The organism is Permianibacter fluminis (assembly GCF_013179735.1).
In the GTDB taxonomy this organism is placed as follows: Bacteria; Pseudomonadota; Gammaproteobacteria; order Enterobacterales; family Permianibacteraceae; genus Permianibacter; species Permianibacter fluminis.
Genome location: NZ_JABMEG010000001.1, coordinates 113,752 through 126,230 on the forward strand (window position 1 = coordinate 113,752; position 12,479 = coordinate 126,230).

The following is a 12,479-nucleotide window of genomic DNA, read 5'->3' on the forward strand; positions in this document are numbered from 1 at the left end:
GTATGCCGCAGGGATTGGTCAAGGAGTGAGCGAATATTTGTGCAGAATTGTCGAAACCGGCGCCGGCACCAGGCCGGATGAGTTAAAGAATAATGCGCAAAATCAGTGACTTGGCCAGGATTGCTAAATTCTCGCAACGACAACTGCCCGGTACGGCAGCCAAAGTAAAAACGGCGACCCGAAGGTCGCCGCCTGTTACCGATTAGCCGTGCCAATTAGGTTGTGAGTACCAGCGAACGCCGACGCCGCCAGCCTGCTGCGGTCACTAGCAGCAGTGCCAGATAAGCGACACTGCCACCGCCGCCGCCACTATTGTTGCCGCTGCTACCACCATTGCTCGGCGGCGGCGTCACGACCACATCCGTGCCTTTGGTCACCGTCAGCATGAACGAGGTCGACACGCTGTCAGCCGGGTTGTCATTGTCGGTAACGGTCACCGTGACTTCGGTGGTGCCTTCGAAGTTGGCCGCTGGCATCAGATCGAACTCATCGCCCGGTTCGTTACCATGCATCGTCGCCGTGACATGATCGCCACGCACCGAAACCGTATTGCTGGCGCTATCGTTATCGCTGTACAGCACAGCAATGCCTTCAAGTAGCGTGTTCTCGACCACTGTCTGGTTCGGAATGGCGCCAATGCTGAGGTTGCCATTGACGGTAATCAGCTGATCAACATTGACGTTGCTGACGCCATCGACCTGACTGACGAAATGAATCAGCTGATCCTGGCTGCCGACATCGTCATTGACTCGCACCTGGAAGCGCAGATCAAACTGAGTCGATTCCGGCCCAACGTAGTCATAGCAAACCACCAGACCATCGGACAGCTTGGCTTTCAGATCATTGAACGCGTAAGTGACCCCCTTCGGCCCATCCAATGGGCCGAACATCGTCATCGGTCCAGTGAAGCCTTGCAAACCGATCGCGCCATTGCCCGGCTGGGTGCCGAAATCAATGTCGTCATAGGCCATGATCACTTCGAATTCACCGTCTTCAAAACGGGTATGGCGATTCAGGATCATTTCGGCGTCGTAACGGTCATCCAGTTCGGTCCAGATCCGCTCCCAGGTATTCAGATCGAGTTCGTGCGTTTCGTTACGAGCACCGTCCCACTCGACGACCACTTCATCGTGGGTGTAGGCGACGGTCATGCCGGCAGATTGCTCACCATCCCAACCAAGCGGCGTGCCCATCGTGTAGTTGTTCCACGGATCGCCTTGCCAGATCACGCCGAGCTTGCCGTCCGGCGCGGTCCAGGTCGGCAGCTTACTGTGGCCGTGCATCTCGAAGATCATCGCGGCATCAAACGCCGCCCAGCCCTGTGGCGACACCATGAGTTCCGGGTAGGACACATTCGGATTGTTGTACAAGGACATGCCATCACCCCAGTACGCCGCCAACGGCAAGGTCGCGTAGTTGGTGAAATTATCCTCGTTCGTGTAATGGCCACCAAAGTCCGGGGCATAGCCAAACATCGCCAGATCAACATAGCCACCATCGGATGTTGTGCCATCCATGTAGTAACCGTAATCGGGTGTCCGGCACAGCGCGTCGGTGCGGTTGGTGGTGATGCGATAATCTGCCGGCCATTGCTCCGAATTCTGCTGACTGCCGGCGACGCGAATGTGATTACCGGTGACAGTCAGGCTGGATTGCAACGCCTGCTGAAGCTTGACCGAGCCCGGTACCAATGTCAGCCCCGACGGCAGCGTCGTAGCCAGATCGAACCTCCGATCCGCGCCAGTCAGGTTCTCCACTACATGCAGCGACACATCGATCAATTCGCCGGCGCGGGCCCGGGTCTGACTGGTCTTCAAACTGACGTCATCAACCCCGCGCGCAATCTTCAGCGGCACCATGCCGACCGAACCCGGCGTGTTGGCCGAACCGATATCGAGCGCACCATACAACACGTCGCCATCATCGGCACCTTGCAGATCGTAAGTCAGATCGAGTGCCGCCGGATTGATGCCATCAGTGCTGGCCGGGCCGCTGAGCTGCAAATCACTGCTGACGGCATCCGCGACGATCGCCGTGGCTATGCGGTAGCTGTCGCTGGTTTGCTGATCGCTCATCTGGGTGTTGAAGTTGTGAATCACGACCCAGTACTGACCCGGCTCCGGCCGGTTGATATTGCAGAAATCCATTTCGGATTCGGTGGTCGAGTAGCAAATCGACTCGTCCTCCCACTGCGGCAAGCCATCACCATTGCTGTCAAAACCAATCATGATGTCGGCATCACCACGCCGCCAGTTTTCTTCGGCGGTCGTGCCGAGGTTCTTGATGTTCTCGACCACCAGACGGAGCGTACCTGCTGGCACCTGCACCAATCGGATCGCCGCCGCCTGGAAGTCATTGTCGACAATCGGACTCTGCCAGTCCGGATCGATCGGCAAGGTCACATCTTCCACCTCGGCCTTGGTCAAGCCAAAACCGCGATAGCTGACCTGATTCAGTTTCGGCAGAGTCAGATTGCTCAGGCGATAATTGCCTTGGTCACGATGACCAGCAATCGTCAGCGCTTCCGGCAAGGCGCCGTGATCAAACTTCAGCGCCACAGGCCAATGCGCTGCCGGAATGCTGCTGTCATCTGGCGTCAAGCGGACCTTGCCCCAGACTTCCTGCTCGGCATTGCCGGCTGCGCTTTGCGAATCGAGAATTTCGCCGCGGATCTGGATGGTTCGGCTCTCGCCGGCGCGCAGCGTGAACGTTTCCGGAATACTGCTCAAACGCACGCTGTATTCATCGGTTTCGGCCGACACGGTCCAACTGCCATCACGAGTCGCCTTGACGGTGCGCAACCACACGCAGTTATGCCGGCAATGCATATTAACCAGTTCGGGCAGATTCAGGCTCTTGACGTCGCCACCATTGCGCGGATTGGCCAACTCGAAATTGCTGGCGGTTTCATCCATCACCAAACCGGCATTACTGGCCGCCAGCACATCGATACGGCCGGACCCGGCACGATAGGTACTGGCCGGAACCGGATCGGCACCCTGATATGGCTGATAGCTGACCACTTCTCTCGCGGTCATTTGCAGCGCCGATTGCACTTCAGCCGGCGTCCAGTCCGGATGCTCCTGGCGCAATAGCGTCATTGCGCCGGCGACATGCGGGCTCGCCATCGAGGTACCGCTCATGACGGTCCAGTCACGCGAGAACGGCGCCACCGAGAACGGATGTTCATCGGCAAACGGTGCGAAGATATCGACACCGGGCGCAGCAATGCCGGGCACCAGATGGCCCTCATAGGTGCTGCTCGGTCCGCGCGAGGAAAAGTCAGCCAGCAGATCGGCCGCACTCGAATCAATCGTTCGGGTTGGAATCGCCGCCGAGATACTTGCGACATGGCCACTGCCAGATCCCAGCCAGGCGATCAGGCTGTCACCGTCCCAGCTGGCGATGTGCACACCGGGAATCGGATAAACATCGTTGACCAGATCGGAGCCCTCGCCCCAATCGATGGCGTTGTACAACACAAAACCACCGGCGCCGCCAGCGGCAACGTTGTTGGCTTTTTCGACGCGGCCGTTGTTGCCGCGCTTGCAGACAACAATCTCGCCATTATTGAACGTGCCGGCCGGGAATGGATTCTCGCAGAGCTCGTCACCGAACGCGGCAGCCGAAACAATAGGTCCGCTGTAGCCCGGCGAAATGCCGCGGCCTTCGGTGATGTCCGGCATCGAATCAGTGCCGCCGCTGAAACTGCCAAGCGTTTTGGCCGGAATGTCGAGTACGCGATCATGCGTGGTCGCGGCAACCGACAGCAGCCAGGGTGAAGTGTGGTCGCTCGATTGCATGATCTCGGACCAACCGTCGGAACCGGAATTGCCGGCCGACACGGCGACCGAAATGCCCGCTTCGCGCGCGCTCAGGAACGCCAGCTCGGCGGCATCTTCCCATGGAAAACTTTCCGAACCACCGATCGAGAAGTTGATCACATCGACGCCATCCTGAATCGCTTGATCCACCGCTTTCAGAATCGCTTCGCCCATGCAGCCGTAGTAGGGATCGCCACCACCACCGGGATAGCAGACTTGATAGGCAATGATATTGGCGTGTGGCGCGACACCGGACACGGCAGCAAACGTCAGCCCGGTTGGCACACCGTCGCCATCACCGATGCTGGAACCGAGCATCGGCGCGTTGTGGGTCACGTTGCCGGCGACAGTGCCAGCGGTATGCGAACCGTGGCCGTTGTAATCTTCGCCGTTGGCTGGCCGCTTCATGACGCGCGGCATCCAGCTCGGATCCCAATCTGGCGCCTGAAATTCATCGTTGTCGTAAATGCCGGTGATCACCGGCCAACTCCAGACGCCGATCAATTTGTCGTTGCACATCGCGGCAAACCCAGTGGCGCAATCGCCAAGATAATTGCCTGCACCACGCGGATTGACGTGCTGATAACCATCGTCGCCGACCGCGGCGAACGACACATGATCGCTGTTGATGCCGGTATCGATGATACCGACCAGCATGCCTTCACCCTGATGGGCGAGCCCGGTCACGCTCTGGCCCTGCCAGATTTGATCGGCGCCGATAAAATGCGGCCCTTCGTCGGTGTTCAACTTGTACAGCTGTGAGCGCTGCACGTAAGCAACCTCCGGCATCGCCGCCATCGCCGCTGCCTGCTGTTGCGTCATCTTGACTGAGAAACCGTTGATCGCATCGGTGTACTGCATGCGCACCGGCTTGGTGATGCCCAGCAACAACGCTTGTTTGAGCACGCCTTGCTGCTTGTTCAGCAGGTAATTCTTGTAACGCTTGCTGGCTTTCTGCGCGTCGCTGGTCAGGTTCAGTGCCGCTTTGCCTTTCTGCAGCCACTTGTCCCAGGTCGATTGCTGCGCTTCGCTCAGCGCGACACTTCGTTTCGATGTCGCGGCATAACCTTTGATGCGACCGTCGTAGGTCGCGACCGGTTGATCGTGCAAGCGCACGATGTAGGTGTCTTCACCGCTCCGGTCTGGTTCGGCAGTGAATTTGTCGGCGGCAGACGCCGGGCGAATGTGCTGATTCACCCCGCCGCGGCGAGCGCCCAATCCGTTCGGCCCTGCTCGTTCGACCTGCGCTGTCGCGGCGGATTTAGCCAAAGGAATTTGCTGTAGTGTGTGCCCGCTCACTCGGCCAGCGGTCGCGGCCGTTGCCGCGATGGCACTGGCGGCCAACGCCGACGCGACCAGTACGGCCAGCGGTCGTAGATTGCCCATAAAACCCTCCTTTTTTTTGTGGTACTTCTGTTACTCCTTTGCTGGAGTGGGCTATCTATGCGCCTGGGGTCGGTCAAATAGTGAGCAGATATTTGTGCAGATTTGTGCGAAATTCGTACGCACGTAGCAGCTTGTCGGAAGGTAAAGCTCCATAAAATCAAGACATTAACTATATTCCTGGAGGTAGAGCTGACCGCCGCGTCGCCGCCGGTCGATTGCATCGCCGCACGCCAGCGACTCTAATGACGTAACTCCTTTGGAAACCTTGTTGTTTATGCGCGTCGTTGCCCTGCTGGCCCTGGTAGCCAGCGCAATCTCCCCGTCCCTGCGTGCGGCCAATGACGTCATTGCTGCCGACGATTTCGATCTCAAAATCGCGGTCGGTTACGGCCGGCTGATCACGCCGCTCGCCACCATTGACGACGCCGATCTCTACCTGCTGCCGAGCCTGTCCTGGTATGGCGAGCGGCTGTATTTCGAAGACGGCATGTTCGGCTATGCCGTCAGCGAAGCGTCCGATCAGCAATTCGATGTGGTGATCTTTCCGAGCAGCGACGGTCTGCTTTATTGGTATACCCAGGATCAACCGCTGGCACCGGGAGGATTGATTCCGACCCCGATGCCGGTGGAGCCACCGTTTGAAGTGCGCGGCATCGAAAAGCGCGAACTGGCCTGGCACGGTGGCCTGCGCTTTGCCCAGCAATTCGGCGACGCCTACTGGAATGTGATTGCCGGCAAGGACATTAGCGGCGTGCATCATGGCTGGACAGCCACGCTGGCGGTCGGTCATGACGCGCTGCTGACGCTCGGCAAGTTCACGGCCGGTGCCGAACTGGGACTGACTTACCGCAGCAAGCGTCTGGTCGAGTATTACTACGACAACCGTGCAGACGAAGTGCTGCCGCTGGATTACGTCTATGAAGCCGAAGGCGATTACAGCTTTCAGCTGCAGCTGCGTGCCAGCTACCAGTTTGATCAACATTGGGCCGCCATCGCCCGGTATGGCCAGCACTGGCTGGGCGACAGCGTCAACTCCAGCCCATTGGTTGATCGGCGCGACTCCATTATCTGGTTCACCGGTTTGCAGTACGGATTCTGAACCATGCGCCATCCGCATCGCCCGCGCCGAACCGCCCTGCCGCTCCTGCTGGCAGGCCTGTGCGCGCCGGCGCTGCAGGCGCAGACGATCAACACCGCACTGGAGCACAGCCTGTCGATAGACCCGGCGCTGTGCGTGCTGACCAGCGAACAGGAGCAATGCACCACGCCGCTGCGAGTGCGCTGGCAACTGCCGCTGACCGAATCGACTACCCTCTGTCTGTATATCGCCGATCAGGTTCAGCCGCTGTTCTGTGATAACAGCGCGGGCGCTGGCGAGCACCGTCTACAACTGGCGCTGAGCCATAACACCGAATTTGAACTGCGCCGGCAAAATGATCTGAACGTGCTGGCTCGGGCGACGGTCACCATTGCCCGGCAACTGTCCGATCTGCGACCACGGAGGCGCCATGGTTGGGGAATTTTCTGAGCACGCCGCCTTGTCGAATCCACCCGCCGGCCAGCTGCTGCTGGTCGAGGACGATCAAAAACTGGGCGCGTTGGTCTGCCGCTTTTTGCAGGAACAGGGCTATCAGGTTCAGTGGGCGCGTGACGCCGCCGAAGCGGTGCGGGCGTCACGGGCGCAATTGTTCGATTTGGTGATCTGCGATCTGATGCTGCCGGATGAACATGGGTTCACATTGTTCGATCGCATCCAGCGCGACAGCGACGTGCCGTTTTTGTTTCTGACCGCGCTCGGTGACGATGACAGCCATATCGAAGGGCTGGAAAAAGGCGCGGTGGATTACTTGATCAAGCCGGTTGAGCCGAATGTGCTGCTGGCCCGGGTCAAGGTCCAGCTGCGCCGGCGCCAACAAAAAGGCCCGCATGCCCGCTGCATTACCCTGGAGAAATTCGTCATCGATGCCAGCTCGCGGCTGGCGCAAGCAAACGAGCAAGCGCTCGACATCACTCGGCAAGAATTCGAGTTGCTTTGGTTGCTAGCCCAGTATCCGAACACCATCCTGAATCGGGATTTGCTGTTCGATGCCGTCACCGAACGTGGCTACGACGGCAAGGACCGGATCATCGACGGCCGGGTCAGCCGGCTGCGGCGCAAACTCGAAGCCATCGCGGGCAATCCCTGGACCATACGCACGGTCTGGGGTCGTGGCTACATGTTCTGCAAAGGCGACAGTCCCGCCAGTTGAGTTCACGGCAGACTTTGCGGTCACCTGGACACCGACCGCACGACGAAAGGAAGCACGCAGTGAAGTGGTCGTTTCTGAAATTCTATTTTGCCCTGCTGCTGTCGATGATTACATTGGCGCTCGGCATTGAAGGCGTACTGTCCTGGCACAGCGGCCCGCAAATACCATGGCTGCCGGCGCATCTGCTGTTCTGCGAAAAAATTCCGCTGCCGGCCTGCGACCGCGACGCGGTCGGCTTTCAGCAACTGCCGGTCAGCGCGGTTTCGCTGCCGGCCGAAACGCGTCAGCAACTGGCGAGCGGTGATGTCGTTGCGCTGAATACCCGCTCCGGCATTGCCACTTTAATCGCCCAGAACGGTGACAATTACCTGAGCTATGGCCCGGTCGATTTGCAGGATGACAACCGCGATCTGGCGCTCTATCTCTATCTGCTGTTCTTCGGCCTGTTCGCCTTGCTGCTGCTGTTCTGGCTGTGGCCGCTGTTTCGTGATCTGGATCATGTTCGTGCCACGCTGGCCAGCGCCGATCAGCGCAAGGGCGTGCTGCGCTTTGCCCTGCCGAAGCGCAGCCTGATGCAGCCGCTGGCACGCGTCATCACCCAGTTGTCGAGCGAAGTCGAGCAGCTGCTGCACAGTCAGCGTGAGATGAGCCATTTCATCGCCCATGATCTGCGCACACCACTGGCGCGCATGCGCTTTGCCCTGGCCATGCTGAAAACCGAGCAGGCCGATCTGAAACAGGATCTGATCGACAACATCAGCGCGCTCGAACAGGTGGCACAAGAATATCTGCGTTACGCGGAAGATGAAGCCAACCATTCCGTGCTTAGCCTGACCCGGCTATCGACCGACAGCTTCTTTGCCGATTTGACTCAGCGCTTCCGCCATGCCGGACCGATTCCGATTGCCATCGACTTTCCCAAACAGGCACATTTTCATGCTGATGCGTTTGGCCTGGAACGGGCCATCGACAACCTGATCAACAACGCCCAGCGCTTCGCCAAGCAGCAAATCCGCATTCGCCTGCAACATCGACATGGCTGCTGCGTGCTGCAGATTGATGACGACGGCCCCGGCATTCCGCTGGCCGCACGACAAGTGTTCGGCCGCAGCCTACCGTTTGAACGCCAGCGCGTGCGCGGCGACCGGGAACAGGGTTTCGGCATTGGCCTGTATATCGTCCGGCGCGTTGCCATGCTGCACCGCGGCCGCTTGAAGCTGCTGTCATCACCACTCGGCGGTGCCCGCTTTGAGCTGGTGTGGCCGGACGCGCCCTGAGCCTGCTGAAACCAGTTACTGACGACGGTTTGGCTGACTACTGCGCCAACAGCAAACCACTCAATCGTTGTCCGGCCCGGCCCAGCGGTTGATCGCGCCGGTGCACCAGCGCGGGGGTGAAGCGATAACGGGCGCCGCCGACATAGGGCACTTCTTTCAGACTGCCATTCGCCAATTCGTCTTCGATCAGATAACGCGGCATCCAGCCAAAACCGAGGCCCATCAGCAGCGCCTGTTTCTTGGTGGTGAAGCCAGCCAGAAAAAACACCCGCTCGCCGCCGAACATATGCCGATCATCGCCGCGTTCGCTGGAGTCCTGCACCGACAGTTCAATTTCCTGCTGCAGATCGTTCAGCGTCACCGATGGCATCGCGATCAACGGGTGGCTGGCGGCGGCGCAGAGCACGCATTCCACTTCCGGCAATTCAACAGCCTGCAGATTCGGCTGTGACTGGTAATCCTTGACCAGCATGATGTCGGCGTTTTCTTTGTCGAAGCGGTATTGCACGCCATACAGGTATTCGACCTTGACCTGGATGCGGGTCGGAATGTGTTCATCCGCCAATTGCTTCAGCGCGGCAAGAATCGGCGCCAGCGCCAGAATGCCATCGATGATCACGGTCAGCTTCGGCTCCCAGCCCTGACCAAACTCGCGCGCCAGCGCTTCGACCTGACTGGCTTGGATCAGCAAGCGGCGGCCCTCGGTCAGCACCGCTTCGCCGGCGGGAGTCAGCTTGGCCCGGTAGCCGTCGCGGGTCAGCAAGGTCAGGCCAAGCGATTGCTCCAGCTTGCGGACGTGGTAGCTGATCGCGGACTGGGCCTTGTGCAGCCGCTCGGCAGCCTTGGCGAAGCCGCCTTCGCGGACCACCGTATCGAGCACCCGCAGCGATTCCAGATCCAGACTCATGCCCTGCCCCTGATGATGCCGGCGCTCGGGCCGGTCATCGATTTATTGGATGGAGATGGCCCAAATATTATTCTTTTTTTGCGCTTCGTGCCTGCCTAGGCTGGCGACCTGCCCGTAGACCGCCCGGCTTTCGTCCGCCGAACTGCCATCCTTTCCGGAGCTTTGCCCATGACCGCTGCCGTCACCCACCACGACAACCCGCTGAAATTGCGCGGCATCGAATTCACCGAATTCTGCGGCCCGAGCGCCGACATGCTCGACCAGCTGTTCTGGGCGTTCGGTTTTTCCAAACTGAAAAAGCACCGCGCCAAAGACATCACCTACTACCGCCAGAATGACATCCACTTTCTGATCAATAACGAAAAGTCCGGCTTTTCGGCCAGCTTCGCCAAGAAGCACGGCCCGGCGATCAGCTCGATGGGCTGGCGCGTCGATGACGCCGCGTTTGCCTACGCCGAAGCTCTGAAGCGTGGCGCCCGAGCAGCGGTCGACTGTGACAAGGATCTGCCCTATCCGGCCATTTATGGCATTGGCGACAGCCTGATTTATTTCATTGATCAGTTCGGTGCCAATGGCAGCATTTACGACACCGACTTTGTCAGTCTGGATCAGCCGAAGCAGCAAGCCGACAAGGGCTTCCAGTTTGTTGATCACCTGACCAACAACGTGCACAAGGGCACGATGGAGCAGTGGTCGAATTTCTACAAAACCGTGTTCGGTTTTTACGAAGTGCGTTACTTCGACATCAACGGCGTCAAGACCGGGCTGACCTCGTACGCGCTGCGCTCGCCGGATGGCAGCTTCTGCATTCCGATCAACGAGAACAAAAACGACAAGGATCAGATTGCCGAATACCTGCGCGAATACGACGGCCCCGGCGTCCAGCATCTGGCCTTCGGCACCTACGACATCCTGGCCTCGCTCGACCACATGGTCGGCACTGGCATTGAAACCCTGGATATCGATGACGAGTACTATGCCGAGGTCTTTGACCGGGTACCGAATGTCATCGAAGATCATGACCGCATCCGCAAGCATCAGGTGCTGGTGGACGGTGGCGAGCACGGCTATCTGCTGCAGATTTTCACCCGCAACCTGATCGGCCCCATCTTCATTGAGATCATCCAGCGCAAGAACGAGCAGGGTTTTGGCGAAGGTAACTTCGGCGCGCTGTTCCGCTCGATTGAAAAGGACCAGGAACGCCGCGGCGTGATCTGAGCGGACTGGCTTAGTCAGTATAAAAAAAACCGGCAGCGCTCGCTGCCGGTTTTTCTTTTTCCGACTACCACCGCATCACACAGAACCTCGTGATCAGTCGTCGCAATCACGCCTATCCCGATCCCTTCCCCGGGAGAAGGTGGCGCAACGCGCCGGATGAGGGCGCCTGCTATCCGAGCATCACCGTCAGCAAATCCGATCTCGCACTGCACAAACCACACCGTCTGTTCAGTTCTGCTCCGAAAAGGCAGTGACCTGATAAACGCTGTAGCGCGCCGCCGGATCAAATGGCGTCGGCAGCCCGGCCTTCTGCCGCAAGGCAGCGAGAAACGCTCTGCCCTCATCAAAGTGCGACCAGACTTTCGGCAAAAATGTTGCGCGCCGGCCATCCTGCTCCAACACCACACCATCAATGGCCGGTCGTAGCTGGGCCAGTAGCGCCGCTTCATCGGCGACCGCCGCCAGCGGCACCGGCGCTGACAACAGTGCAATCTCGATGCAAAGTCTCGTCAGCTCCTGCGCCTGCACCGGCGGAAAGCGCGGATCGCGAAACGCCGCCGCAAAGGCATTGTCACTGACATCCAGCGCCAGTGAGCGGCGCGGCGACAAACTGCCAATGCAGCCACGCAATTGCTCCGCGAGGGTCAAGGTCACGAAACAGGCTGCCGGTTGCCGTAACCACTCGGCAGCAGATTCATCCAGCGGGACAATCTTTTCTAACGGTAACGGTCGGCCATTCCGACAGCCCGATTCGATGCTGCGCCGGGCCAGCGCCAACAATTGCTGCTGCTGGCTGACAGAAAGTTCACGGCCGTTTTCAGTGGACGCAAAAGCTGGCATAACCGACCACCCGATCCGCCGGGCCACCGTATTCGGCAGAATTACCGGCACGCAGCAGTTGCGGTTTTCCGCGCGCGCCGTCGCCGTGCGAATGCTGATTCAGAAAGTACAAAAATCCGTTCAAGGGCATGGCGCCGCAGGCCTGTTCCGGTTCCAGCATCGGCTCGGCGTTTTCGATATGGGCAATTGTTTCGGCATCAAGCACGCGGGCTTCGGCATCAGAATGAAAATGACTGAGATCGGTGCTGATCACAATCAGCGTCTTGGCGTCGGCAAACTGCTCGATCACCATCGCCACCTGTTCGGGCTCGCAGTCGCCAACCACCAGCGGCAGCAGCGTGAACGCCCCCAGCTGCCGCTGCAGAAACGGCAGCTGCACTTCCAACGCATGTTCTTTGGCGTGGGCATCATCGCGTTGCTGCACGAACGGCAAGGCGCGCAGTGAATCCAGCCCTGCCCGGTCCAACGCGATGGCACCGAGCGGCGTGTCGAATGCCGCCACACTGGGGATCGCGATACCGCGCAGCGCCACGCGATGAGCCGGCCCCAGCAACAGCACTCGTTGAAATGCGCCTGCGGACAAACAGGCATAGGCCGCCCCGGCAATGACGCCGGAATAGCGGTAACCGGCGTGCGGCACAATCAGCGCGCGTAGCGGCGCTGGCGCTGATACGGTCGCCGAGGCCGGCGGTATCAGTGCACCGAGTTCGGTTTGCAATTCAACCGCATCGGCCGGATAGAAATAACCGGCGACTGCTGCGGGACGGATGTTCATGGC

Annotated in this window: 9 protein-coding genes; 5 read left to right on the plus strand and 4 right to left on the minus strand. The window is 59.4% G+C overall.

Going from position 1 to position 12,479, the window contains the following annotated elements; genetic code table 11:
• Positions 1 to 215 precede the first annotated feature (215 nt).
• A complete protein-coding gene (locus HPT27_RS00505; protein WP_172237382.1) occupies positions 216 to 5,210 on the minus strand; it encodes a S8 family serine peptidase in 4,995 nt (1,664 codons plus the stop codon).
• Between the two features lie 274 nt (positions 5,211 to 5,484).
• Between HPT27_RS00505 and HPT27_RS00510 the strand changes: the two genes are divergently transcribed.
• The 4 genes from HPT27_RS00510 to HPT27_RS19550 are packed head-to-tail and all read left to right on the plus strand — an operon-like array spanning position 5,485 to position 8,736.
• Entirely contained in the window at positions 5,485 to 6,309 is an 825-nt protein-coding gene (locus tag HPT27_RS00510) for a MipA/OmpV family protein (RefSeq protein WP_172237385.1), read from the plus strand.
• Between the two features lie 3 nt (positions 6,310 to 6,312).
• Positions 6,313 to 6,738: a DUF3019 domain-containing protein gene (locus HPT27_RS00515; protein ID WP_172237388.1), complete on the plus strand. Its 426-nt coding sequence runs from the start codon at positions 6,313 to 6,315 to the stop codon at positions 6,736 to 6,738.
• Positions 6,719 to 7,459, plus strand: coding sequence for a response regulator transcription factor (locus tag HPT27_RS00520; RefSeq protein WP_172237391.1), 741 nt, complete (start codon positions 6,719 to 6,721; stop codon positions 7,457 to 7,459). Before HPT27_RS00515 ends, HPT27_RS00520 begins: the two co-directional genes overlap by 20 nt.
• A 59-nt stretch (positions 7,460 to 7,518) precedes the next feature.
• Complete coding sequence (locus HPT27_RS19550) at positions 7,519 to 8,736, plus strand: ATP-binding protein (protein ID WP_172237394.1); 1,218 nt, start codon at positions 7,519 to 7,521, stop codon at positions 8,734 to 8,736.
• Positions 8,737 to 8,773: 37 nt separating this feature from the next.
• Here the strand turns inward: HPT27_RS19550 and HPT27_RS00530 are convergent, their stop codons facing one another.
• Positions 8,774 to 9,643, minus strand: a complete 870-nt coding sequence (locus HPT27_RS00530) for a LysR family transcriptional regulator (RefSeq protein WP_172237397.1) — start codon at positions 9,641 to 9,643, stop codon at positions 8,774 to 8,776.
• Between the two features lie 168 nt (positions 9,644 to 9,811).
• Between HPT27_RS00530 and hppD the strand changes: the two genes are divergently transcribed.
• On the plus strand, positions 9,812 to 10,861 hold the full coding sequence (gene hppD, locus HPT27_RS00535; RefSeq protein WP_172237399.1) for a 4-hydroxyphenylpyruvate dioxygenase: 1,050 nt from the start codon (positions 9,812 to 9,814) through the stop codon (positions 10,859 to 10,861).
• Between the two features lie 228 nt (positions 10,862 to 11,089).
• Here hppD and amrA read toward each other — a convergent pair whose 3' ends face one another.
• Together amrA and amrB are read right to left on the minus strand one after the other, a co-directional pair.
• Complete coding sequence (gene amrA, locus HPT27_RS00540) at positions 11,090 to 11,701, minus strand: AmmeMemoRadiSam system protein A (RefSeq protein WP_172237401.1); 612 nt, start codon at positions 11,699 to 11,701, stop codon at positions 11,090 to 11,092.
• A complete protein-coding gene (gene amrB, locus HPT27_RS00545; RefSeq protein WP_172237403.1) occupies positions 11,679 to 12,476 on the minus strand; it encodes an AmmeMemoRadiSam system protein B in 798 nt (265 codons plus the stop codon). Before amrB ends, amrA begins: the two co-directional genes overlap by 23 nt.
• Positions 12,477 to 12,479 lie beyond the last annotated feature (3 nt).